Source organism: Sphingobium sp. B8D3B (genome assembly GCF_025961875.1).
Taxonomy (GTDB): domain Bacteria; phylum Pseudomonadota; class Alphaproteobacteria; order Sphingomonadales; family Sphingomonadaceae; genus Sphingobium.
This window is the reverse complement of the sequence record NZ_JAOQON010000001.1, coordinates 3,451,893-3,476,404: the sequence shown is the minus strand read 5'-3', so window position 1 is coordinate 3,476,404 and position 24,512 is coordinate 3,451,893. Positions and strand designations below refer to the sequence as shown.

Sequence of the window (24,512 nt, the reverse complement as noted above, 5' to 3'; positions counted from 1 at the left end):
GACTAAGAGCGGCCCTCTCAGGCCGCCGTATCGATGCCCAGTTCCGCCAGCTTGCGATACAGCGTCGAGCGGCCGATGCCGAGGCGACGCGCCACTTCCGTCATGCGGCCGCGATAATGGCCGATGGCGAGGCGGATGACGTCGGCCTCGATATCAGCCAACGCGCGCAAATGGCCGTTCGGCTCGTAGAGCGTGACGCCGATGCCGCTCTCCTGTGCGTTGCGGACCATGGGCGTGACTTGCCCGTGCTCGCGCCGCGCCGGCTCGCTCTGGCTGAGCCTGCCGGAGAGTTGCGGGAAATCCGCGGCAGTAAGGGCATCCCCCTCGCACAGCACAGCCGCGCGGAAGAGCGTGTTGTGCAACTGGCGGACATTGCCCGGCCAATCGTGCAGGGCGAGCAGGTTGATCGCCTCATTGGTGATGCCGAGGCTGCGCATCCCCGGCTGCGCGACAACCCGCTCCAGCAAATGACGCGCCAGCGCGGGGATATCGCCGCGACGATCCCGCAGCGGCGGAATGGTCAGCTGGACGACGTTGAGGCGGTAATAAAGGTCTTCGCGGAAGCGTCCCGCCTCCACCTCGTCAAGCAGGCGCTTGTTGGTCGCCGCGATCACGCGGACGTCGACCTGACTGGGCAGGCGCGCGCCGACGGGCTGAATCTCGCCATCCTGCAGCACGCGCAGCAGCTTGACCTGCGCATCGAGCGGCAATTCGCTGATCTCATCGAGGAAAATGGTGCCGCCATTGGCGGTGCTGAACTTGCCGACATGCCGATCGAACGCGCCGGTAAAGGCGCCGCGTTCGTGACCGAACAGGTCCGATTCGACCAGATTGGACGGAATCGCGCCGCAATTGACCGTGACCATCGGCGCGCGGGCGCGCGGACTGGCGGCGTGGATGGCGTGGGCGATGACTTCCTTGCCGACACCGCTTTCCCCCTCGATGAGGATGGGCACGCGGGCACGCGCCGCCTTGGCGGCGATGGCGAGGGCAGAGCGGAAGGTGGGCGAGGAGCCGACAATCTCGTCGAAGCCGAGCGGCGCCCGGTTCTTCTCGGTCAGCGGACGCAATTCGCCCGCACTACCGGCATGGTTGAGCGCAGCTTGCAGCGCGCTCAGGAAACTGTCCGGCGCGATCGGCTTGATGAGGAAATCATGCGCGCCGGCCCGCATCGCATCCACCGCCCGCTCGGCAGAGCCATTGGCGGTGATGACCAGAACCGGCAATTGCGGGCGACGGACGCCGATGGCACGGATGAGGTCGCTGGCCTCGCCTTCCTGCGTCCAGTCGTCGATCATCACGGCATTGATGCGCGCGCCTTCACGGGAATCGAGCAGCTCGAGCGCATCCTCCGCCGTGCTCGCGCTCATCGCGCGCCAGCCCGCCCGATGGGCCATGGCAATATTGAGTCGGCGCTGCGCCGGCTCATCATCGACCAGCAGCAGAACAGGATTTTCGGGATCGGTCATGCTCTCTTCCGCTCGTTGCAGCCGACGGAATTAAAGAGAGGGGGTAAAGAGGCTGTTAAGCCGACCTGTCTTTGCGGCAAGCTGCTTGAGGCCGCCAAATAATGCCGCTAGGACATTGCGAAGACGACAATCTGGAACAGGATAGCCATGGCGCACGAACAGGACATGAATCAGGCAACCGGCAGCTACAGCGGCTTCGTGACGCTGATGAAGTGGGGCACGATTCTCAGCGCAATCGCCGCGCTCATCGTCATCATGATCATCGCCTGATCCCTCCGAACGGGGGGATGTCCATGAAAATCGCCGTCATTCGCGAGACCGCCGCTGGCGAGCGGCGCGTGGCCGCGTCGCCCGAAACCGTCCGCAAGTTCAAGGCGCTCGGTGCGGAGCTGGCGGTGGAAACGGGGGCGGGCCTTTCTGCCAGCGTCTCCGATGCCGAGTATGAGGCCGCTGGCGCCACGGTGACCGACCGGGCCGCCACCGTGCAGAACGCGGGCATTATCCTGTGCGTGCAGGGGCCGGAGCCCGAGAGCATTGCGGGCGCGGCGCCGGGGGCATGGCTGGTCGGATCGCTCAACCCATTTGGCGAGCGCGCGCGGATCGATCGTTATGCGGCCGCCGGACTGGAAGCGCTGGCCATGGAGTTCATGCCGCGCATCACCCGCGCGCAGAGCATGGACATTCTCTCCTCCCAGTCCAACCTCTCGGGCTACAAGGCGGTGCTGGACGCCGCCGCCGAATATGGCCGCGCCTTCCCGATGATGATGACGGCGGCCGGCACCGTGTCCGCCGCACGCGTCTTCGTGATGGGCGTAGGCGTCGCGGGCCTGCAGGCCATCGCCACCGCCCGCCGGCTCGGTGCGCAGGTGAGCGCGACGGACGTGCGCGCGGCGACCAAGGAACAGATCGAATCGCTCGGCGCCAAGCCGATCTTCGTCGATGCGGTGAAGGGCATCGAGGGCGAAGGCAGCGGCGGCTATGCCACCGAAATGTCGCCGGAATATCAGAAGGCGCAGGCCGAGCTGGTCTCCAGTCATATCGCCAAGCAGGACATCGTGATCACCACCGCGCTGATCCCTGGCCGCGCGGCGCCGCGCCTGATCTCGGACGCGCAGATCGCGACGATGAAGCCGGGCAGCGTGATCGTGGATCTGGCCGTCGAGCAGGGCGGCAATGTCGAGGGCGCGGTGCCAGGCGAAATCGTCGAGCGCCATGGGGTGAAGATCGTCGGCCACCGCAACATGCCCTCGCGCCTCGCGGCGGACACTTCCGCGCTGTTCGCGCGCAATCTCTACAATTTCCTGTCCGCTTATTGGGACAAGGAAGCCAATGCGCCGGTGCTGCCGGATGACGACGAGATCGTGAAAGGCATCCGCATCACCCAGGGCGGCAAGGTGGTGAACGAGAGGCTGCAGACAAGCAGCACCTAGTCTCCATGGGAGGGGACCAGAATCATGGACTTCATTGCAGTTCTTTCGATCTTCGTGCTGGCCTGCTTCGTCGGCTATTATGTCGTGTGGTCGGTCACGCCTGCGCTGCATACGCCGCTGATGGCGGTGACCAACGCGATTTCCTCTGTCATCATCGTCGGCGCGCTCATCGCGGCGGCGGAGGCTGGCAATCCGCTGGCTGAATGGCTGGGGCTGATCGGTGTGGTGCTCGCCTCCATCAACATCTTCGGCGGCTTTGCCGTGACCGAGCGGATGCTGGCGATGTACAAGAAGAAGGAGCGCAAGTGATGCTGGCGTTCCTGCCTGTCGGGCCGCTGGCGGCCCTCGCCTATCTCATTTCCGGCGTGCTGTTCATTCTGGCGCTGCGCGGCCTTTCCAATCCGGAGAGCAGCCGGCGCGGCAATCGCTTCGGCATGCTCGGCATGTTTATCGCGGTGGGTACCACCGTGGCGACGCATGATGCGGTGGCAATGCCGCGCATCGGCATCGCGATCATCATGGGCGGCGTGCTCGGCTTCGTGATCGCGCGGCGGATCGCCATGACGGCCATGCCACAGCTCGTCGCGGCCTTTCACAGCCTCGTCGGCCTTGCCGCCGTGCTGGTCGGCGTCGCCGCCTTCCTCAGCCCGGTTTCCTTCGGCATTGCCGATGAGCTGACCGGCGCCATCCATGCCGCCAGCCGCATCGAGATGGCGCTAGGCGTGGCAATCGGCGCGATCACTTTCTCCGGTTCGGTCATCGCCTTCCTCAAGCTCAACGGCAATATGAGCGGCAAGCCCATCCTGCTGCCGGTGCGCCACATCATCAACATCGGCACGCTGCTGGCGATCCTCTTCTTCACCTACGGCTTCTGGCACAGCCAGGCGCCGATGGACTTCTGGATCATCCTCGTCCTCGCCTTCGTCATCGGCTTCCTGCTCATCATCCCCATTGGCGGGGCCGACATGCCGGTCGTCGTCTCGATGCTGAACAGCTATTCCGGCTGGGCCGCGGCCGCGATGGGCTTCACGCTCGGCAATAGCGCGATGATCATCACCGGGGCGCTGGTCGGCTCCTCGGGCGCGATCCTCAGCTACATCATGTGCAAGGCGATGAACCGCAGCTTCCTGTCCGTAATTGCCGGCGGGTTCGGCGCAGAAGCGGCGAGCGGCGACGGCGAAGCAAAGGAGCAGCGCCCGTGGAAGCGCGGCAGCGCGGAAGACGCGGCGTTCCTGATGAAGCAGGCGGACAGCGTCATCATCGTGCCCGGATACGGCATGGCCGTTTCCCAGGCGCAGCACGCGCTGCGCGAGATGGGCGATATGCTCAAGGCGGAAGGCGTGAGCGTCAAATATGCCATCCACCCGGTGGCAGGCCGCATGCCTGGGCATATGAACGTGCTGCTGGCCGAAGCCAATGTGCCTTATGACGAGGTGTTCGAGCTGGAGGACATCAACAGCGAGTTCGCGCAGACCGACGTTGCCTTCGTCATCGGCGCCAATGACGTGACCAATCCCGCGGCCAAGACGGACAAGTCCTCGCCGATCTATGGTATGCCCATCCTCGATGTGGCCAATGCCAAGACCGTGCTGTTCGTGAAGCGCTCCATGGGCGGCGTGGGCTATGCGGGGGTGGACAATGACGTCTTCTACATGGACAACACCATGATGCTGCTCGCCGATGCCAAGAAGATGGTCGAAGAGATCGTCAAGTCGCTCGGGCACTGACACGCAAGATGGAGTTTTGATGCGCAAGCTTGGACTGATCGGTGGCATCTCCTGGACGTCCACGGCCCGCTATTACGACCTCATCAACCGCTCCGTGCAGCGCGAACTGGGCGGGCTGCACAGCGCGACCCTGCTGATCGACAGCCTCGACTTTGCCGATGTCGCCCGCTGCGCCTCGGCCAATGACTGGGATTGCGGGGCCGGCCACATGGTCGGCGCAGCCAAGCGGCTGCAGGCAGCCGGTGCGGAAGCGCTGATGATCTGCGCCAACAGCCTGCACAAGGTGGTGCCGCAGATCGGGGCGAGCGTGAACCTGCCGGTCATCCACATCATCGACGAGATTGGCGCGCGGCTGAAGACGGACAAGGTGAAATCGGTCGCGCTGGTCGGCACCAGCAATGTGATGAGCGACCGGGATTATCGCCAGCATCTGGTACAGGAAGGCGGCGTCTCACTGCTGCCAGCCGAGGCCGATCTGGCCGAGGGCATCGACAAGCTCGTCTATACCGAGCTGGCTGCCGGCATCATCACCCGCGAGGCCGAGCGCTACATGAAGACCGAGCTGACCAACATCGCCAAGGAGGATGTGCAGGCCGTGGTCCTGGCCTGCACGGAGCTCGACCTGATCGTGGACGTGAACGCCAATGTGCTGCCGATCTACGACAGCACGACCATCCATGCCGAGGCCGGCGCCCGCTTCGTGCTGGGCAAATAGCCGGGCCGCTTTGGGCTTGTGCCGGGGTTCGCGCCGGGCGATACATACGGTCCTAATGGTTTAAAAGACCAAGCGAGAGGATCTGCCCGATGCGAGTCTCCCCGACCAAGATCTCGTTGCCTTTGATCGCCGCTGCGCTGCTGTTGAGCACCGCGCCTGCCCATGCCCAGATGCGGGCACTCAATGACGCGGTGGTGGCGCATCCCGACCCCGAATCGCTGTTCACGAGTCCCGACCCAAAGCTGCATCGCAACAAGCAGGCCGCACTCAAGATCGTGAAGGAGCTGCTGGAGGCCAATCACTGGGACCGCGCGCCGCTGTACCTCACCGATCGCTACATCCAGCATAATCCGATGGCGGGTTCAGGCCTCAAGGCCGTGATGGACTTCTTCATGAACGTCGCCAAGCGAACGCCCACGCCGATCCCCGAAAAGATGAAGACGCCGGTGGTGGCGGTGCAGGCCGAGGGTGACTTCGTGACGGTCAGCTTCGTGCGGGAAGTGCCCTATCCCAACGATCCTTCCAAGACCTACACGACGACCTGGTTCGACATGTGGCGCTTTGTCGACGGCAAGGCCGACGAGCATTGGGACCCGGCGACGCTGCCCGCCGCCCCGCCGCCCGCAGCCGCCCCGACGGCGGCGCCCGCCGCGCCGTCCCAGCCCGTGCCGCCGCCGGCCGGCTGAACCATAAACAGGGAGAGGACAGATGACGACACGCACAACTCTGACCGGCGTGGCGCTGAGCGCACTCATGCTGGTCGCGCAGCCTGCCCCGCTGCTCGCGCAACATGCCGGGCATGGCGATCAGGCCGATCACGCCCGCATCCTTCAGGAAGTGCAGGATCGCACCCAGATCGAGAAGCTGATGTGGGATTATGTGCGCGCGGCCGACAGCCTGAATGCGGATGCCTACGCCGCGCAGTTTACGCCCGACGGCGCCTTCAACGACGTCAAGGGCAGCGAGGCGCTGCGCAAGATGATCACCGCCATGAAGACCAGCCAAGAGGAGCGCCGGGCCAAGGGCGAGCATATCGGCGCGATGCACCACATGATGAGCAACCAGACCATCACCTTCATCGACCGCGACCATGCGCAGGTGAATTATTATTGGCAGACGGTGTTTGCCGACCGCCCGCTCAATCCCCCGCCGCGGCTCGCCGCTGCCGGTCGCGGGCGCGACGACGTCGTGCGCGTCAATGGCAAATGGCTGATCCAGCTCCGCAATGTCGCGGTAAAGGACTGACAGCGGAGGTCCGCCCGTGCAGCAACAGATCGCGGTCATCACGCTGGGCATCGGCGATCTGGCACGCGCGCGGCGCTTTTATGGCGAGGGTTTCGGCTGGACGCCGGTGTACGAGGGGGAGGACATCCTCTTCTACCAGATGAACGGCTTCGTCCTCGGGCTTTGGACGAAGGACGCGTTGGCGCAGGACATGCAGCGTCCGGTGGCTGGCCATGGCGCTGCTTCGGTGGCCCTGGCGCATAATGTCGCGACGCAAGCGGAGGTCGCGCCGCTGATTGCCCGGCTTGTCGAAGCGGGCGGCGAACTGCTGCGTGCCGCCGACGCGCCGCCCCATGGCGGGATGCGCGGCTATGTTGCCGATCCTGACGGCCATGCCTGGGAGATTGCTTGGAATCCGGCCTGGCCGATCGATGCCGAGGGGCGCGTGACCTTCGCGCTTTGAATGGGGGTTAAGCTGTTTGTGCGCGCCTTAGCCCCTCCCCTTCAGAGGAGGGGTTGGGGTAGGGCTCAACCACCACGGATGTTCGCAATGCGAGCGATGCTGCGCATCGCCACCACCCCCTTCCCCTCCCCTGAAGGGGAGGGGCTGATGGACGTCAGGCGTCCGTCGGCTCGGCAGGCTCCTTGGCAAGCAAGATCGGATCGTCCAGCCCCGCCGCGAGCGCATCCTCGACTGTCTCCAGCCAGATGAACTCCAGCTTCTCCCGCGCATTGGCGGGAATGTCGTCATAGTCGCGCTTGTTACGGGCGGGGAGCATGACGCGGGTGATGCCGGCACTCGCGGCGGCGACGACCTTCTCCTTGATGCCGCCGACCGGCAGCACGAGGCCGCGCAGGGAAATCTCGCCGGTCATCGAGGTATCGCTGCGCACCGTGCGGCCGGTGAGCAGGGAGGTGAGCGCCATGAACATGGCGACGCCCGCGCTCGGCCCGTCCTTCGGCGTGGCGCCAGCGGGGACATGGACGTGAATGTCGCTCTTCTCCAGCAGTTCAGCCGAGACGCCGAGGCTGTCCGCCCGGCTCTTGAGCAAGCTCAGCGCCGCCTGCGCACTCTCCTTCATCACGTCGCCGAGTTGGCCGGTGAGGATGAGCCGGCCGGAGCCGGACATCTTCGTCGCCTCGATGAACAGGATGTCGCCGCCGACGGGCGTCCAGGCCATACCGGTTGCCACGCCGGGCACGCTGGTGCGCTGCGCCACCTCATTCTCGAAGATGCGGTCGCCCAGCACCTCGTGCAGATCATCGACGCCAATCGAGACCTTGTCCGCGCTGCCCTCGGCAATGCGCACGGCGGCGTTGCGGATGGTCTTGCCGATCTCCCGCTCCAGGTTCCGCACGCCCGCCTCGCGGGTGTAATACCGGATGATCTCGCTCAGCACGGCATCGTCCACCGTCACCTGCTCGGCCGTGACACCATTGGCGGCGAGTTGGCGCGCGACGAGATAGCGCTGGGCAATCGCCAGCTTCTCATCGTCGGTATAGCCCGAGAGGGTGATGATCTCCATGCGGTCGCGCAGCGGGCCGGGGATGGTCTCCAGCATGTTGGCCGTGGCGATGAACACCACCCGCGAGAGATCGAACGGCACGCCGAGATAATTGTCCCGGAAGCTGCCATTCTGCTCGGGGTCGAGCACTTCGAGCATGGCGGCCGAAGGATCGCCCTGCACACCGCGCCCCATCTTGTCGATCTCGTCCAGCATGATGACGCAATCGCGCCGCCCGGCCTTGCGGATCGCCTGAATGATGTTGCCGGGCATGGCGCCGACATAGGTCCGGCGGTGGCCGCGAATCTCCGACTCGTCATGCACGCCGCCCAGACTCACGCGCTCGAACGGGCGGCCCATGGCCCGCGCGATGGACTGGCCGAGCGAGGTCTTGCCGACGCCGGGCGGGCCGGCGAAGCACAGGATCGGCGCCTTGCCGCCGGGCGCGAGCTTGCGCACGGCAAGATATTCGACGATCCGCCGTTTGATCTTGTCGAGGCCATAATGATCCGCATCGAGCGTCTCGCGCGCCTTGGCGATGTCGATGGGCTGCTCTTCGGGAATGTCCCACGGCAGCTCCGTCAGCCAGTCAAGATAGGTGCGGATGATGCCATGCTCTGCAGCGGCCTCAGGCATCCGCTCGAGCCGGCGCAGTTCCTTGCGCGCTTCCTTCTCGACCGCCTCGGGCATCTTGGCGGCCTCGATCTTCTCGGTCAGCTCCGCGATTTCCGCCGCGCGGCCATCATCCTCGCCGAGCTGGCGCTGGATCGCGGCCATCTGCTCGCGCAGGATCGCCTCGCGCTGGCGGCTGGTCAGCGTCTCCTGCACGTCCTTGCCGATCTCGGCCGAGAGGCGCAACACCTGCAGGCGTTGCTCCAGCAGGCGTGAGACACGGTCCAGCCGCGCAGGCAACGAGACAGTCTCAAGCAGCTCCTGCTTCTGGGTGGTATCCACGTCCAAATAGGCGGAAACGGTATCGGCCAGCGTCGATGCCGAAGCGATGGTCTGGATCGCCTCGGCCAGACCCTGCGGCGCCTGCGGCAGCAGCTGCACCGTCTCCAGCGCCTGTTTGCGCACATGGATCAGCCGCGCCTCGACGTCCGGCGTCTTGTCCTCCTGCTCGGCGAGCTTCTCGACCCGCGCGACCATGAACGGCCAGCCTTCCAGAAACTCGACAATGCGAAAGCGCGTTTCGCCCTGCAGGATGAGGTGATGGGTGTCATCGGGCGCCGTCACATAGCGCAGCACATTGGCGAGCGTGCCCATGGCGTGCATGTCCGCCGGGACGGGCGCGTCGACGCCCGCATCGCGCTGGGTGAGCACGCCAATCGGCAGGCTCTCGCGCACGGCAGCCTGTGCGGCGTTGACCGAGATGGCCCGGCTGAGCGCCAGCGGCATCACCACATCAGGGAACAGCACGAAGCCGCGCACTGGGACGATGATGATCGCATCCTCCGGCAGCGGCCGGAAAGGCTGCGTCTCGCCGGGCGCGGCGCCCTGGGGCTGCGCGGCACCGGTGGACGAAGGGTTGGCGGTGTTCGTGGTCAAAACGTCCATCAGAAGCGGCCTCCATCGACCTTGCTGAGCGTAACGAGCAAGCAGCCATTCACGGCGGCGCGACGCACGCCGTGATACTGGCCACCGGGGAGCGGCAGGCGGCGCTCGAAGAGACCCTGCGGCAGTTCGAGGCGATGAATGCGCGCGGTGCGCAACTCCGGCGGCAGGATGCGCTGGCCCCGCACGATGAGCACCCCATCCTCGATGAACGCCTCCGCCTTCTCGGCATCGACACCGGGCAGCGCGACGATGACCAGCACCTCATGCGCCGTCTCGATCATGTCGGCGGGCGGCTCCCAGGCCGGCGGGCCGCTAGCGGCGCGGACGGGCGCGTAATTCTGCTGCTGGAGGCGCTGCATGCGATCCAGCAGGTCGACCGCATCGGCCCACATCCAGTGCCTGTTCCGCGAAGTCATGCGCGCCCTCTTCCCCATGGGTCACCGGGCGAGATGCGCGGCGTGCATCCAATAAGGTTGCTCGCCGGACCGATTTCAAGCCCGGCAGAAGGGCGCGGGGAAAGCCCGGGCCGCAATCAGTCGCCGGTCAGCACCGCAGGCAGATGCACGGGCGCGTTCGGCCCGAGCGGCAGGTCAAGGAGCGTCCAGCCGGCGAGCAGTGCCCCGCCGAAGAGCAGCAGCCAGAGCGAATAAGGCAGCATGACCGCCGCGAGGCTGCCGAGGCCGAAGCTCGGCACCCAGCGCTGGCAATAAATGAGGATCAGCGGGAAATAGACCATCAGCGGCGAGATGATGTTGGTCGCCCCATCGCCGACCCTATAGGCGGCCGTCGTCGTCTCCGCACTGATCCCGAGCAGCATCAGCATCGGCACCAGCACCGGGGCGAGCAGCGCCCATTTGGCGCTGGCCGAGCCGACGAACAGATTGAGCACGGTGGTGAACAGCACGATCAGAAGCAGCAGCACCGGCGTCGGCAAGGCGACGGCCTGCAGACCGCCCGCGCCGTGGATTGCGAAGATCAGGCCGAGATTGGACCAGCCGAACATCGCCACGAAATGCGCCGCGCCGAAGGCGAGGACGAGATAATAAGCAAGATCGCCCATCGCCCCGCTCATCATTTTCACCACGTCACGATGATCGGCGATGGTGCCCGCCGCCTTGCCATAGGCCCAGCCGCCGGCCAGGAAGAGCAGGAAGAAGCCGCCGACCAGTGACTGGTAGAAAGGCGTCAGCCGCGCCTCCGGCACCGCTGCATTTGCGTCGACCAGTGGCGCGCCCGGCATCAGCGCCATGATCGCCCAGAGTGCGACCACCGCCAGCATCGCCAGGCCGCCGTGGCGCAGGCCCTTGCGCTGCGCGGTGGTGAGGCGCTGTTCGGCGGTGGCGTCTGGCGTTCCCGCGATCATCGCCGCCTCACCTTGCGGCACATAGCCGCCAAGGCGTGGCTCGATGATCCGGTCGGTCACGTACCAGATGGCCGGGATGTAGAGGATGAGCAAAGCCGCCATGAAGAACCAGTTGCCGGCAATGTTCATCTGCCAGTCGGCATCCAGCAATTGCGCCGCCTGCTGGGTGATGCCGAAGAGCAGCGCGTCGAGCTGGCCGGGCAGGAGATTGGCCGAGAAGCCGCCGGACACGCCGGCAAAGGCAGCTGCGATCCCGGCGACGGGATGGCGACCCGCCGCCGCATAGATGATACCCGCCAGCGGCACGAGCACGACATAGGCCGCATCCGCCGCGAGATTGCCCATCATGGCAACGAAGGCGACCATCGGCGTGAGCAGCGCGGCCGGTGCATTGGCGACACTGGCGCGCATGGCAGTGCCGAACAGGCCGGAGCGCTCGGCCACGCCCGCGCCGAGCATCACCACCAGCACATAGCCGAGCGGATGGAAATGGGTGAAGGTGGCGGGCATCTCGACCCACAGGCGGCGGATATTCTCGGCCCCGAGCAGGCTCTGGGCGGTGATCGTTACCGGCGCGCCGGTTTGCGCATCGACCTGCGTCGGGTGCACGGCCGACAGGCCGGCCAGCGCGGCGACGAGCGAGATCAGTACCAGCGCGAGGATCAGGTAGAAGAAGATGAACACCGGATCGGGCAGCTTGTTGCCCGTCCGCTCGATCCAGCCGAGGATACCCTTTGGTGCGCTGTCCGTCCCCGCCTGTGCCACGAGCCCTCGCTATGTGATTGTGATCGCTTGGCTTGTGCTAACCCGACGGCGCGAGTGGGGCAAGGCGGGTGGTGGGCTGGAGGCGATCCAGTGCTCCTGCGAAAGCAGGAGCCTCGGGCAGATAAGGTGGTCGGTTGGGCCTTGGGCTCCTGCTTCCGCAGGAGCACGCGTGAGACCTAATAGCGATAATCCACCGCAATGCGCACGGTGCGCGGGCGCTGGGGGGTGGTGTAGCCGCCGGTGCTGGTGCCAAAGGGCGTGCCGAGCGCGAAGCGGTTGCCGGTTGTGTCGAAGAGGTTGGTGAGCGACAGCGTCACCCCTCGTCGCGCATCGCCGTAGCGGGCGGTGACGCCGGTATCGACATAATCACCCTGCTCATCGCCGAGTACCGGCCCGATGCCAAGGCGCGAGGGGCCGATATATTTGAGCCAGCCGGCCAGCCGCAGATCGGCCGCACCCAGCGGCACGCGATAATCGATGCGCGCCTGCGCAGCATATTCCGCGACATTGGGAATGCTGCCGGGCGAGGCATCCGCGCTGAGCTGACCGAGAGAGCCCAAAGCGGGAAGCTGGGCCAGGGCGTTGGTCACCGGCAAATCGGTGGCCCGCAGCGCGGCGAGCCGGAACGCCTCGGGCGTCAGCGCAATGACGCGGCTGTGATTGTAGACGGCATTGAGATCGATCTGCAGCCCCTCGAGCGGGAAGAGCGAGAGGCTGCCGGCTATGGAGGTGATGCGGCCATTGCCGATATTGGCCGTGGTTGGCAGCCCATTGCCGTCGATGAAATCGGCCTGGATGTCGCGCCAATAGGCGTAAGCGGCCGAAAGGCTGGCCGCGAAGCCATAATAAGCGCTACCCATCCGCACCCCGCCTTCCAGGCTCTGGATGTGATCGTTGCGGAACTGGCGGACGAACTGGGATTCGATGGCAAGGCCGCCGGGGCGGAAGCCCTCCTCATAGCGGGCATAGACGGTGAGGCCCGGCACCAGATGCGCCAGCACCTCGCCGGAGGGCAGCAGCTTGGTCTCGGTCCGGCTCGCGACAATATCGCCGCCCTGCAACGCGAACAGCGGCTGCACATCCTCCGCGCTGCCGCTCAGCCGGCTGTGCGTGATCCGCCCGCCGCCGCTCAGCAAAATGCCGCGCGAGACCTCGACGCTGAGCTTGCCATAGCCGGTCAGCTCCGTGACCCGATTGCGCACGCCCGTGGCGGCAGCGCGCAGCGTGGTGAGCCCGAAGGCGCGGCGCTGCTCGGCCTCATTGTCGATGGCGCTAATGCCCAGCACCCAACCAAAGCCATTTTCGACCGAGCGCCACAGCCGCGTCTCGCTGGTCAGCATCCGCGTGCGGTTGCGCTGTTCGAACACGCGTGGGAGCGTATCCGCGCGTGTCGCATCGAAGCGTTCGTCCAGACCGTGGCTGACATAGGCATTGGAGGACTGGAAGCGCAGCGCGCCGAAATCCTTGCGGACCACCAGCGTCGCCATGCCATAATCGGCCTCGGCATCCTCGACCACAAAGCTGTTGCGGGTGAGCGGCGGGGCGTCGCGGTCGGCATATTGGGAATCGTCGATGAGGGTCGACTGATAGATGCCGCCGACATCCACCGTCCATGCATCGCCCAGGTCCAGCCGCAACACGGCGCGCCCGCCAGCGATGCGCGTGCGGTTGACGTCGTTCACGCCGCGCACCGGATTGTCGATATAGCCGCCGTCGGTGATGCCATAGCCGGTCAGGCGCAGGGCGTGCCCGCGCGTGCCCATCGGCATGTTGACGGTCGCGGCGACATCGGCGCCCGGCTCGCCATGCTGGGTGACGCTGAGCCCGGCGCTGGTCTCAACCGTAAAGCCGCGCGGATCAGGATCATTGGGCACCAGCCGGATGATGCCGCCGAGCGAGCCGGCGCCATAGAGCGTGCCCTGCGAGCCTTCCAGCACCTCGACCTGCTTGATGTCCTGCAGGCGCAGGTCCGGGTCCGGCGCATTATAGGTGAGGCGCAGATCGCCGAGATATTGGCCCACGGTCGCCTGCGTTGGCCCGGTGAAGCTGGAATCGGCGATGCCCCGGATGAACAGCTTGTTGCGCCCGGAGCCCAGATGCGTCGAGGCGACGCTGGCCAAGCGCGAGGCGATCGAGTCCGTTCCACGCTCACCCCCAAACCGCAGGTCACTGCCATCGAGCAGATGCACCGCGCCCGGATAATCCTCATAGCGCTGATCGAGCTTGCTCGCGGTGACGACGAAGGATTCCACCTCGGCCGGCGGGGCCGAAGGGGGTGGCGCGGCGACCGGACGCCTAGGCCTTTGCATCTGGGCCACGGCAGCGGGCGCGCTGACGGCATCGATCCGCCAGCTGGTCGCGCTCAACTGCACGGCCCGGCTGCGCGTGCCGGCCAGCATCCGCGCAATGGCCTCGGCCGGCATCATGGTGCCGCGCACGGGCTTGACCTTTGTGCGCCAGAGCACGTCGCTGGTTACACTGATGCTGATGCCCGCCTGCCGCGCGAGTTGCGGCACCCGATCGGACAAGCGCCCTGCAGGCACGTCGATGGGCCGGGTCTGCGGCGCCTGCGCGGCGGCCGGCCCGGCGACGCCCAACAAGGCCGCCGTGGCGAACAGCGCCAGCGGGGCACGAGCTATCTTGAGAGCGTCCACCCTCCGCTTTCCTTTGTCGCAGAGGTGCCGGAAAGGGCCGCGAGATCGTTCACCAGCCGTTCCTCGGGCAGATCGGTGCGCAGGGCCCCGCGGAAGCGGATGCCTGCCGCGGCTGGCGTGGTGCGCAGGGCAATGCCGGTGGTGCGCGCGACTTCCGCCGCGACATCATCCAGATGCACACCATCATAGACGAGCTGGCCGGCGCGCCAGCCGCCTACCGCTGCGGGACTGACCGCGCTCAGGTCCGTCGCGCTGCCATCATCGCGGGCGGTGAAGCGATAGCCGGCATCGACGCGGATCGCCGCGCCGCGCGGATTGTAGACCACCGCACCTTCCGACACGGCCACGCTGATCCGCCCGTCATTGCGCGCGACATCGAACACCGTGCCGACATCGACCAGCTCGGCGCCGCCGACCGAAACCCGGAACGGCGCAGCATCCTTGTGGACGACGGAGACGAGCACCTGCCCTTCCTCCAGCTCGATCCGGCGCGGATCGCTGCGGCTGAGCTTGACCGAGGAGCCGCCGTTCACCGCAATCTCGCTGCCATCGATAAGCGTGACCACTTGCGAGCGGCCCAGTGGGGTCTTCACCCGATAGCTATCCGACGACGCCTGAAACAGGCCGATGCCGACCATACCCGCGATCGAAGCAGCGAGCGCACCGCCCACCCACAGCCGACGGCTGAACCGGCGCGGGATAGGCGGCGTGGGCGAGGCAGCCCGGCCCCCGTCCCGCGCCACGGCGGCGCCCTCCGGCCAGATATCCTCGGGGCGGGCGGGCAAGGTATCAAGATCGGCATCCAGCGCGGCGAGCTGGTGATAGGCGGTCGCATGGGCCGGATCGCTCTCGAGCCAGTCGGTGAAGGCCTCCCAAGCATTGAAGGCCGGATCGCGCTGGCGCATCAGCCAGTCGATGGCCGCAGCGTCCGCCGGGTTCATCCCCGCCTGCCGATCATGCGTCATCGGACTGTCTCCTCGCGGCCAGCAGGGCAGCATAAGCACGGCGCAAATCGCTCTCGACCGTGCTGAGGCTTACCCCCAGCTCGGCGGCGATCTGGCGCTGGGGCACGCCATCAAGACGATAGCGGCGGAAAACCTGCGAAGCGCGCGTGCCCAGCGCCTCCAGCGCGCGGTCGAACCGCCCCAAATCCTCGCGCGCAATCAGCTGCGCTTCGGCGGTCGGCTCGGGTACGACCTCGCCCATGCCGCGCGCCTCCGTCCACGCCTGGTCGCGGGCCCGGGCCTGCCGCTCGGCGCGATAGCGATCGACCATGAGGTTGTTGGCGGCGCGATACAGATAGCCCAGCGGGTTGCCGACCGGGCCGGTAGGGCGCTGGGTGACGCGCATCCACAATTCCTGAAACAGATCCTCGGCGGCATCCCCGGCGCCATGGGCAACCAGAAAGCGGATGAGCTGGACGCGATGCGCCATCAGCGCACTGGCCAGCCCCTGCCCTTCGACAGGACCGGTATCGGTTCCCGTTTCACCTCTCATGGTCCGTCCGTTGTGGCTTCCCCGTGCCTTCATCGCCCGGCACCCTGCGTCCCGGGGCGCACCTGAAGCTCCTGCGCGGTATAGCCCGCTGGCACCGCCGCGCAAGGGCCGGCGCGGCTCCCTCCACACAGGCTCCACACCCCCTGAGCGAATGACGCAAGGGGACTGCGAAACGGCGGACGTGCAGCGGTCGATCGCAAGGACGGTCATCTCCATTCAACTCCGGATTGGGCAAGAGGGAGTTGGGGGGTGGTGGGCACGGTTCCACGCTCCCTCTTGCCCGCACATCGGTCTCAAGAACCGTTTAGAGGCCGATGCGAAGACTGGCGCGCAGCGACAGGGCCCAATTGCCCTGATACTGCTCCGCGCCGAGTTCACCGCCGATCTGGAAGCCGCTGTTGCCGGCGACGCCGCGCAGGCGCCCGACCCAACCGCTTTCCCGATCATCGGGCAGCAGCGTGAACGCCTCGCCACCCTTGAACTGCGCCACAGTGGTTCCGAGATTGCCGCTCACGATCTCGCGACGACCGGCCTCTACCTCCAGCCGCGACCAGCCGGACCACTCATCCTGGCCGCCCATGTCGATGCCCAGCACTGCGGTGCCTGTAACCGCCAGCTCGTCGCTGGTCCGCGAGCGCACGATGAGGTTCATGGCATCGCCGCCGCCCGTCTCGGTGTAGCCATTCTCCTTCAAGCGGAAATAATCGAGCGACACGACCGGGCGGAAGGAGATGCCGCCCCGCGACACCCAGTCATAGGAGAGCGTGCCCATCGCCGAATAGAGCCGGGCATTGCGATCGCTAGTGGCAGTCAGCGTGGTGGTGGCGCCATCCTTCAGCCCATCGAAACTGCGTTTGCCTTCCAGATCCACGAAGCCGACCGATCCGCGCGCCGTCGCCCGCAAGCGCCCGGTCTTCAGGCGCCAGTAGCCGGCGACCTCGATCTGGTTGGCGGTCACCTGATTGGCCGTGTCGCTATCGCGATTGCGGCCCCAAAGATAGGCCACCGATGTACCGAAGCTGCCAAGGCCGGTCTTGATTTCGGCGCCGCCGCCGAAACCCCAGCCGGAGGTCTCATACGCCGCCGTGTCGCCGCGCCCCTTTTCGACGCCCCAGACGAGCTGGTTGATCCAGTAGCCCCATTTGCCTTCATCCTTGAACGGGCCGGTGGGGTCATCCAGCATCCGCCCGAAGGTGCGCGATCCTTGGGTGACGACCTGGAAGGTCCCGCCGGCATGATCCGGCAGGAGCTGGCGCACGCTGGTGCGGAAGTCCTCGCCATCGGTGATGCCGAGGAAGGCGGTTTCCACCCGTTCGTCCTTGGAGAGCGCGGCATAGATCGCATCGAACGCCGACGCTTCCGAGCGGTTGAGGCCAAGGTCCGCAGTGGTCTTGCGGCCGAGGGTCACGCTGAGCGTGTTGGCGCTGCTGCTGAGCGTCGCCTTGTAGAGATAGGGCACCAGCGCGGTTTCGGCATTCAGGTTGCCGGCGCCGGTGAGTGTGCCGGCGGTCAGCACCAGATGATTGCCCACTGCATTCTCGATATCGCTGACCCGCAGCACCAGCCGCGAGTCCGCCGCGAAGCTCGCGGTGCCGGCGACCGAGAGATAGGCCGTGCTGTTACCGGCCGCCCCCAGCGTGATGCCGAGCGCGCCCTTGTCGGTCACGTCCAGGCTGCCGATCTGCGCCGGGCCCGTGAGATCGAGTGCGCCGCCCGCAAGGCTGAGCGCCAGCTGGCCGGCATTAGCGAAGGTGCCGGAGTAGACGGCGGTGCCGCCAATCGAGAGCGTGCTCGCGGTGCCGCCGAAATCGGTCGTGCCCTTGAAGCGCGACGTGCCGGCAAGGCTCATCGTACTTGTGCCGGTGCCGAAGGCGACATTGCCGGTATAGACCGCATCGCCGCGCAGTCGGAGCGTGTCGGCCCCGGCGCCGAAGCTGGTGTTGCCGGTCACAGTCCCGTCCGCAATGTCGAACACGTCATTGCCGCTGCCGAACCGGACATCGCCCACGATGCTGGGCGCAGTAGCGCTGGCGGCGACCTCGGTCTGCTTAACGGTCACGCCGCTGCTGTTGGCGGTGAGATCGATGGCGATGTTGCGCCCCGAAACCGCCTTGGCGCCGGTCGCCGAGATGGCGCCGCTATTCTCGATGAGCGTCAGGCCGCCCGAGGCATCGACGATGGCGACCGCGCTGCCGGCCTCGCCGGTCGTCGCCTTGATCGTGCCGGCATTGCGGAGGGTCGGCAGGCTGGCGCCGGCATCGACGCGCACGGCGGTCGCCGTCGTGCCATCCTTGCTGGTGCCGGTCGCCTCGACCTTGCCGGTGACGTGCAGCAGCGGTGTCGATGCCCCGGCGCTGAGGCGCAGGGCCGTCGCCGAGGCATCGCGGGCGGAGGCCTCGACGCTGCCACCGATGCCAATGCCTCCGGCGATGGTCACGGCGCCACCCTGGCCGCCGACGAGCAGGCCATTGCCCTGCACCCCAGTGTAGAGGCCGCTGCCGGACACCGTGCCGTCGATGATCAGGCCATAGCCGCTGCCCGTCGCCGGCACCGCACCGATGGCGATATCGCGCCCGGCCGCGCCGATCCGCATCGCCGGTGCCGCGCCATAAGAGCGCACGACGGCCGAGCCTTCCTCGCTGTCCTTGATGCCGTCCTTGTCTTCATCATCATCGGTGGTGCTGGCGTCCTTGGGCGGTACGGCAAGGATGATGCCGCCAGCGACATCGCCTTCCACGATCACGGCCGAGCCGCCCTGCAGCAGATCGTCAGCATCCAGCTTGGAGGGGTCGGACGGCGGCGTGGTGTAGCGATAGCCGGTGGCGCTAATCGCACCCTGAATGGTCAGCGTGCCGCCGACATTGCCGAGGAACGCCGCGCCGACCGCATTGACGCCCTGCGCGCCGACCGTGCCGGCAAGGCGGACATTGCCGCTGATGTTTCCGGCCTGCACGCCGATCGCACGATCGCCCAGCACGCTGGTCGTGCCATCGTGCGAGAAGGCGCCGGTGAGCGGACCGCCCAGCCGGATACCGAAGGAATCATTGCCCTCGACCTGGATCGTGGCACCGCGCGCCACGGTGATGGCGCCGGAATAGGCGCCCAGCGTGCGGATGCCGTAGCGCCCGGTGCCGACCGCGAACGGCCCGTCGAGATCGCCATCATTGTCGCCGTCGGTGGGCGTGTAGCTCTCATCAATGATGATCTTGCCGCTGTGGACGATGCCGCCCGACGTGCCGGCATTTGCGACGATGCCCGCGGCATTGTCCGCATTGCTGATCTGGATTGTGCCTTCATTGGTGATCTTGTTGGCACTGTTGACCGTGACCGCAAAGCTGCCCGCACCGGTCAGTTCGATCGACCCGGCCGAGCCGATCTTGATGTCGTCCGCCGCGCCATTGTTGGCGGTGGCCGTCGCGATTGCGGTGGTCCGCTTGGTCGCGATCGAGGTTTCCGCTGACGCCGCACTGGCAAGAGCGAAGGCGCAGGTGGAGGCAAGCAGGAAATAACGCATGAATACTCCGCTGGTCGTTCAGTACCGGGGAGTGTTCCCTCCCCCTTGACCAGCAGGACGGAGCCGAGGGCATACAGCCTTGGCTCCGACCGATATTCTGCGCCGCGTGCTGCGGCGACCGGCGGACTGGGGCCGCCGATCCCGCAGCTTATTGGGGTTTTGCCGCCACGCTCATCACATAAGTGGCGACGTCGTTGATGTCCTTCTCGCTCAGCTGGCCCTCATAGCCGGGCATGGCGCCGGCGCCCTTGGTGACGCGCTCGACGATCAGCGCGTGGGTGAGATTGGCATTGCCATCCAGCGACGGACCGATGGGGCCGCTGGCATCGGCTGCGGCCAGCGTATGGCAGGCACCGCATACGGTGCTCTCGAACACCTGCTTGCCATGGGCAGGATCGCCGGCGGGCGCATCGGCTGCCTGCGCCGGAATCAGGGCAAGCGGTGCTGCGGCGAGCAGGGCGGCAATCGCTGCTATGCTCGACATCTTGGCGGCGTTTGCGCGTGTCACAGAAAATCCCTCCATCCGAATCATTGCCATTCTAATCATCTGCGCCCTAAGTCAGGATCGGCAAAAAAGTCCAGAACCGCGCCTGACGCTCAAGGTCTTCGTCCCGACGCCTGAACCGGGGCGGCTGAACGGCGGCTGACGCGCGCGGTAAGACGAGAGGAGCAGAGCCATGGGCCAGGCAGACACAACGCGCTTTTCCGACGTGCGCTTTCCGCAAAGCGGCGGGTGCCAGTGCGGCGCGGTGCGCTATGAACTGAGCGCGCCGCCGCTGGGCATCTGGGCCTGCCATTGCAGCCTGTGCCGCAAACAGAGCGGCAGCGCCTTTGGGCTCTCCATGGGGGTAGCTATCGAGAGCCTGGCGTTCACGCAGGGGACGCCGGCGATCTGGACGCGCAACACCGACTCCGGCCATCGGCTCGACTGCCTGTTCTGCGCTGATTGTGGGTCGCGGCTGGTCCATCGTCGCCATCGACATGAAGGCATGCAGACGCTCAAGCCGGGCACGCTGGACGACACGAGCTGGGTGGTGCCGGGGCGCCATTTCTTCGCGGAGACGGCGCTGGATTGGGTGAGGCCGCTGATTCAGGGCACGGACTAATCGACGATGTAAAACCTATTTGGAATATTTTTTGAGATCGATTATTCCAAATTGACGTGTCTGCGCCTGAGACTGCAAACACCTCAAGTCTCTGGTGCCCCCTGCACTTGCCAATATCCCCGGTCAGGCCCATGGGATGGGGATGCTTTCGCTGCTCTCCATTCTGATCGGCGCGGTCGCGCTGATTCTGTCCATTCCCGCGATCATCCCCGGCCTTGGCTGGGCCAATTGGGTGATTGTGCCGATGGCCCTGTTCGGGGCGCTGATCGGCCAGTTCGCGGCGGGCACTGGCGCGCGCAATTTCTGCCTCGCCGTCGCCGCCTTCGGCATGTTGCGCCTGTGGGCCGGCGGCGGAATTTTCTGAACGAGAGCGGCAATATGAGCAGCCAACCCACCGACATCGCGGATGCCGAACAGGCGGCCCAACGGCGCGCGGGTCTGCTCGCCGGCGTCGGCGCCTATGCGATCTGGGGCCTGATGCCGCTTTATTTCAAGCTGCTCGGCCATGTCTCCCCCTTCGAGATCGTGGCGCATCGGGTGATCTGGTCCGTCGCCTTCCTCGCCATCGTGCTGGCGGCGATGCGGCAATATCACGCCTTCGTCACGATCTTCAGCCAGCCGCGCATTCTTGCTGCGCTGGCGCTGAGCGCAGTGCTGATCGGTATCAACTGGCTCGTCTATATCTGGGCGGTGGACACCGACCATGTCGTGGCGGCGAGCTTGGGCTATTTCCTCAATCCGCTGGTTAATGTGCTGCTCGGCACGCTGGTGCTCAAGGAAGTGCTGCGCCGCCGACAGGCAGTCGCCATCGGCATCGCGGCAGTGGGCGTGGCATTGCTCGCCATCGGCGAGTGGCAGACCTTGTGGATCAGCCTCGCGCTGGCGATCAGCTTTGCCTTTTACGGCCTGGTCCGCAAGCTGACGCCGGTGCCCTCGACCTCGGGTCTGGCGGTGGAGACGCTGGTGCTGTGCGCCCCGGCCCTCGCACTGGTCAGCTTTTATGCGGCGCAGGGCACGCTGGCGTTCGGCGACGATCGCTGGGTGACGATCGGCCTGATCGGCACCGGGGCGCTCACCTCCGTGCCGCTGATCCTGTTCGCTATTTCCGCGCGCGCCCTGCCGCTCGTGACCCTTGGGCTGATGCAGTATATCGCCCCCTCGCTGCAGTTCCTGTGCGGGGTGTTCCTGTTCGGCGAGCCGATGTCCGCCGGGCGCTGGGGCAGCTTCCTACTGATCTGGGTCGCCCTCGCGCTGTTCGTGTGGGATAGTCTGAGCGGCGCTCGCGCGCGGCGGCGCACGCTGGCATGAGCAGCGCCGCCGCTGCCGCGGCCCCCTCCGCGCCCGCACGCCGCGACCGGCCCCTGTTCGCGATCATGCTGCGGCTGCTGGCGATGATGATGATCGGCGCGACCTACGCCATCGGCAAACTGCTGATCGAGCGCGGCGCCAATCTGGCCGAAGTGGTGTTCTACCGGCAGTTATTCGCCTTCCCCGTCGCGGCGCTCTGGGCGGTCGCACTGATGGGCACGGCCCTGCTGCCCAAGGCACCGATGCGCACCCACATCACCCGCACCAGCCTCGGCATGATCGGCATGTTGCTCAACTTCGGCGCGGTCGCATTGCTGCCGCTGGCGGAGGCGACCTCCATCGGCTTTACCATGCCGATCTTCGCCACCATCCTCTCCGCGCTGCTGCTGCGCGAACAGACCGGCGTCCACCGCTGGAGCGCCGTGCTGCTTGGTTTTGTCGGCGTGGTCATCATGACCCATCCGGACTCCGCCAATTTCGCCTCCGCCGGCGTGTTCGTGGCGCTCGGCGGGGCAATGGTGACGGCGCTCGTCGCCATCGTGCTGCGCGATCTTGGCAAGCGCGAATCGGCACCGATCATCGTTTTCTGGTTCACCCTGCTCTCGCTGCCGCCGCTCGGGCTGATGCTGATCTGGTACGGGCAAAGCCACGATCCCGTCGCATGGCTGCTGTTCATCGGCCTTGGGCTGACCGGCGGGGCGGCGCAATTGTTCATGACCTCGGCCCTGCGCTACGGGCCGGTCTCCATCGTCATCCCCATGGATTATAGCCAGATGATCTGGGCCACGCTGGCCGGCTGGTTGCTCTGGTCCTACTGGCCGGAGCCTTCAACGTGGGTCGGGGCCGGGCTGATCGCAGCGAGCGGACTCTACATCGCCTGGCGCGAGCATGTGCGCCGCCGCGCGCTCACCGTCAGCCCGGATGAGGACCGCGCCGGAAGATCAGGCTGAGATTATTGGCCGGCATCTCGACGACGCGCTTCAGCTCGAAGCCCTCGGACGCCGCCGCCGCCTCGACATCGTGCACCCAGCGCAGGCCCCAGGCGGGGTCGCGCGCGCGCAGCGACTCATCGAAAGCGAGATTGCTTGGGGCCGTCTCCGCCTCGCGGCGGAAATAGGGGCCGTAAAGAAAGAGCGGCGCGCCTTCCGGCAACAGCATCGCCGCGCCGTGGAGCAGGCCGAGCGTTGCAGCCCAAGGCGAGATATGCACCATGTTGATGCACAGGATCGCGTCCGCCTCGCCGATCGGCCACGCCTCGGGATCGGCAGCGTCGATCTGCAGCGGCGGAGCGAGATTGGGCAGCGCCACCTCATCCGCCCAGGCGGTGATCGAGGCGCGCGCGACCGGGTCAGGGTCGCTCGGCAGCCAGCGCAGGGCAGGGAAGCAGCGCGCGAAATGCACGGCATGTTCGCCGGAGCCGCTGGCGATCTCCAGCACGAGCCCGGTGGCCGGCAGGGTCTGCGCGAGCAATTGAGCGATGGCATCGCGGTTGCGCACCGTGGCGGGAGCATGACGCTTGCCGCCCCGTGCGGGGGCTTCACCGGTCAGCCAAGGCTTCGACCTGTCATCCATCGATCCATGCTCCCTGTTCAAGCTCACCCTCTATAACAGACCGGGCGACGAAAAGAGGCATCAAACCGACCTAAAATGGCTCAATCCCAGCGCATGACGGTCTTGCCGATCAGCGCACCCGCCTCCAGCGCGGCGTGCGCCTCGCGCAGCGTGTCGACACTGGCGGTGAGCGTTCGGGTGCGGGTGGAAACCAGCGTGCCCGCATCGACCAGCGCTGCAATCTGCCGCAAAACCGCCTGCTGCTCGGCCATGCGAAAGCTGCTGATCGACTTGGCGAACATGAACTCCCAGTGGACCGAGAGCGCCTTCTGCTTGAACGGCAAGATGTCCAGCGCGGCGGGATCGTCAATGACCATGAGATGGCCAAAGGGGCGCAGCAGCGCGGGGATGACCGGCAGATAGGCGTCGGTATGCGTGGTGCTGAAGATGGCATGGAGATCATGCAGGCCCAGCGCCGCCAGTTCGGGCTGCACGTCGCGGCCGATGACATGATCGGCCCCCATAAGCTGCGCGAAGGCGACCGTCTCCTGCCGGGACGCGGTGGCGATGACGGTGGCCGGGGTCAGCGCCTTGAGCAGCTGGATCGCCATCGAACCGACACCCCCTGCCCCGCCGATGATCAGCACGCGGCTGTCCGCATCATAGACGATGCCGCGCTCCAGCATCGCCTCATAGGCGGTGAGCGCGGTCAGCGGCAGGGCGGCGGCATCGGCGAAATCGAGGCTCGCGGGCTTGTGCGCGACAAGGCGATGATCGACCGCTTGCAGGCGGGCATAGCTGCCCGGCCGGTTGAGATCGCCGGCATAATAGACCGCATCACCGACCGCAAAGCCCTGCACCTGCGCACCCACGGCCTCGACGATGCCGGCAGCGTCCCAACCGAGCACGACCGGCGCATTCGCCGTGCCGCCCCGGCGCTGGCGGATCTTGGTATCGACCGGATTGAGCGCGAAGGCCTCGACCCGGACCAGCAGATCCTGTGGGCCGGGCACCGGATCGGGCAGGTCGCGCAGGGTGAGCGCAAAGTCCGTCAGCGGGTGGGCGGCGTCATAAGCAAAGGCCTTCATCGCGGGTCGACTCCTGGCTCCTGAATTGGGCATCTGGAT

At 66.4% G+C, this 24,512-nt stretch carries 23 protein-coding genes; 12 read left to right on the top strand and 11 right to left on the bottom strand.

The genetic code is table 11. The features are described from left to right. Positions 1-17 precede the first annotated feature (17 nt). Positions 18-1,469: a sigma-54-dependent transcriptional regulator gene (locus M2343_RS16285; protein WP_264577435.1), complete on the bottom strand. Its 1,452-nt coding sequence runs from the start codon at positions 1,467-1,469 to the stop codon at positions 18-20. A 147-nt stretch (positions 1,470-1,616) separates the two neighbouring features. Between M2343_RS16285 and M2343_RS16280 the strand changes: the two genes are divergently transcribed. The 8 genes from M2343_RS16280 to M2343_RS16245 all read left to right on the top strand — a co-directional run bounded on the left by M2343_RS16280 (position 1,617) and on the right by M2343_RS16245 (position 7,028). After that, positions 1,617-1,739, top strand: a complete 123-nt coding sequence (locus M2343_RS16280; RefSeq protein WP_181560539.1) for an aa3-type cytochrome c oxidase subunit IV — start codon at positions 1,617-1,619, stop codon at positions 1,737-1,739. Between the two features lie 23 nt (positions 1,740-1,762). Continuing rightward, entirely contained in the window at positions 1,763-2,899 is a 1,137-nt protein-coding gene (locus tag M2343_RS16275) for a Re/Si-specific NAD(P)(+) transhydrogenase subunit alpha (RefSeq protein WP_264577434.1), read from the top strand. A 24-nt stretch (positions 2,900-2,923) separates the two neighbouring features. Next, entirely contained in the window at positions 2,924-3,208 is a 285-nt protein-coding gene (locus M2343_RS16270) for an NAD(P) transhydrogenase subunit alpha (RefSeq protein ID WP_181560541.1), read from the top strand. After that, on the top strand, positions 3,208-4,626 hold the full coding sequence (locus tag M2343_RS16265; RefSeq protein ID WP_264577433.1) for an NAD(P)(+) transhydrogenase (Re/Si-specific) subunit beta: 1,419 nt from the start codon (positions 3,208-3,210) through the stop codon (positions 4,624-4,626). Before M2343_RS16270 ends, M2343_RS16265 begins: the two co-directional genes overlap by 1 nt. Positions 4,627-4,645: 19 nt before the next feature. Beyond that, entirely contained in the window at positions 4,646-5,341 is a 696-nt protein-coding gene (locus M2343_RS16260; RefSeq protein WP_264577432.1) for an aspartate/glutamate racemase family protein, read from the top strand. Between the two features lie 89 nt (positions 5,342-5,430). Next, positions 5,431-6,027: a nuclear transport factor 2 family protein gene (locus M2343_RS16255; RefSeq protein ID WP_264573536.1), complete on the top strand. Its 597-nt coding sequence runs from the start codon at positions 5,431-5,433 to the stop codon at positions 6,025-6,027. Positions 6,028-6,049: 22 nt separating this feature from the next. Beyond that, a complete protein-coding gene (locus M2343_RS16250; protein ID WP_264577431.1) occupies positions 6,050-6,586 on the top strand; it encodes a nuclear transport factor 2 family protein in 537 nt (178 codons plus the stop codon). Positions 6,587-6,602: 16 nt separating this feature from the next. After that, positions 6,603-7,028 carry a VOC family protein gene (locus M2343_RS16245; protein ID WP_264577430.1) on the top strand — a complete coding sequence of 142 codons (426 nt, stop codon included), beginning with the start codon at positions 6,603-6,605 and terminating at the stop codon, positions 7,026-7,028. A 154-nt stretch (positions 7,029-7,182) separates the two neighbouring features. On the opposite strand, the gene lon is transcribed toward M2343_RS16245, so the two are convergent. The 8 genes from lon to M2343_RS16205 form a co-directional block, all read right to left on the bottom strand. After that, positions 7,183-9,627, bottom strand: coding sequence for an endopeptidase La (lon, locus tag M2343_RS16240; protein ID WP_264577429.1), 2,445 nt, complete (start codon positions 9,625-9,627; stop codon positions 7,183-7,185). Beyond that, a complete protein-coding gene (locus M2343_RS16235) occupies positions 9,627-10,043 on the bottom strand; it encodes an Hsp20/alpha crystallin family protein (protein WP_264577428.1) in 417 nt (138 codons plus the stop codon). Before M2343_RS16235 ends, lon begins: the two co-directional genes overlap by 1 nt. A 116-nt stretch (positions 10,044-10,159) precedes the next feature. After that, positions 10,160-11,755: an AbgT family transporter gene (locus M2343_RS16230; protein ID WP_264577427.1), complete on the bottom strand. Its 1,596-nt coding sequence runs from the start codon at positions 11,753-11,755 to the stop codon at positions 10,160-10,162. A gap of 176 nt (positions 11,756-11,931) precedes the next feature. Further along, positions 11,932-14,409, bottom strand: coding sequence for a TonB-dependent receptor (locus M2343_RS16225; protein WP_264577426.1), 2,478 nt, complete (start codon positions 14,407-14,409; stop codon positions 11,932-11,934). Further along, complete coding sequence (locus M2343_RS16220; protein WP_264577425.1) at positions 14,391-15,374, bottom strand: FecR family protein; 984 nt, start codon at positions 15,372-15,374, stop codon at positions 14,391-14,393. The genes M2343_RS16225 and M2343_RS16220 overlap by 19 nt, the downstream gene beginning before the upstream one ends. Beyond that, complete coding sequence (locus tag M2343_RS16215; RefSeq protein WP_264577424.1) at positions 15,364-15,906, bottom strand: sigma-70 family RNA polymerase sigma factor; 543 nt, start codon at positions 15,904-15,906, stop codon at positions 15,364-15,366. The genes M2343_RS16220 and M2343_RS16215 overlap by 11 nt, the downstream gene beginning before the upstream one ends. Positions 15,907-16,210: 304 nt before the next feature. After that, positions 16,211-19,420 carry an autotransporter domain-containing protein gene (locus M2343_RS16210; RefSeq protein ID WP_264577423.1) on the bottom strand — a complete coding sequence of 1,070 codons (3,210 nt, stop codon included), beginning with the start codon at positions 19,418-19,420 and terminating at the stop codon, positions 16,211-16,213. A gap of 148 nt (positions 19,421-19,568) precedes the next feature. After that, positions 19,569-19,928: a c-type cytochrome gene (locus M2343_RS16205; protein ID WP_181560552.1), complete on the bottom strand. Its 360-nt coding sequence runs from the start codon at positions 19,926-19,928 to the stop codon at positions 19,569-19,571. Positions 19,929-20,097: 169 nt separating this feature from the next. Here M2343_RS16205 and M2343_RS16200 point away from each other — a divergent pair, with 169 nt between their 5' ends. The 4 genes from M2343_RS16200 to M2343_RS16185 all read left to right on the top strand — a co-directional run bounded on the left by M2343_RS16200 (position 20,098) and on the right by M2343_RS16185 (position 22,784). Continuing rightward, positions 20,098-20,526 carry a GFA family protein gene (locus tag M2343_RS16200; protein WP_264577422.1) on the top strand — a complete coding sequence of 143 codons (429 nt, stop codon included), beginning with the start codon at positions 20,098-20,100 and terminating at the stop codon, positions 20,524-20,526. 136 nt (positions 20,527-20,662) lie between these two features. Continuing rightward, positions 20,663-20,890, top strand: coding sequence for a hypothetical protein (locus M2343_RS16195; RefSeq protein WP_413716031.1), 228 nt, complete (start codon positions 20,663-20,665; stop codon positions 20,888-20,890). A gap of 14 nt (positions 20,891-20,904) precedes the next feature. After that, the gene (rarD, locus tag M2343_RS16190) at positions 20,905-21,834 is read left to right on the top strand and encodes an EamA family transporter RarD (RefSeq protein WP_264577421.1); all 930 of its coding nucleotides are present in this window, start codon (positions 20,905-20,907) and stop codon (positions 21,832-21,834) included. After that, positions 21,831-22,784 carry a DMT family transporter gene (locus tag M2343_RS16185; RefSeq protein ID WP_264577420.1) on the top strand — a complete coding sequence of 318 codons (954 nt, stop codon included), beginning with the start codon at positions 21,831-21,833 and terminating at the stop codon, positions 22,782-22,784. The genes rarD and M2343_RS16185 overlap by 4 nt, the downstream gene beginning before the upstream one ends. Here the strand turns inward: M2343_RS16185 and M2343_RS16180 are convergent. Continuing rightward, positions 22,747-23,406 carry a class I SAM-dependent methyltransferase gene (locus M2343_RS16180; protein ID WP_264577419.1) on the bottom strand — a complete coding sequence of 220 codons (660 nt, stop codon included), beginning with the start codon at positions 23,404-23,406 and terminating at the stop codon, positions 22,747-22,749. The genes M2343_RS16185 and M2343_RS16180 overlap by 38 nt on opposite strands. 80 nt (positions 23,407-23,486) lie before the next feature. Next, the gene (locus M2343_RS16175; protein ID WP_264577418.1) at positions 23,487-24,473 is read right to left on the bottom strand and encodes a zinc-binding alcohol dehydrogenase family protein; all 987 of its coding nucleotides are present in this window, start codon (positions 24,471-24,473) and stop codon (positions 23,487-23,489) included. Between the last annotated feature and the right edge of the window lie 39 nt (positions 24,474-24,512).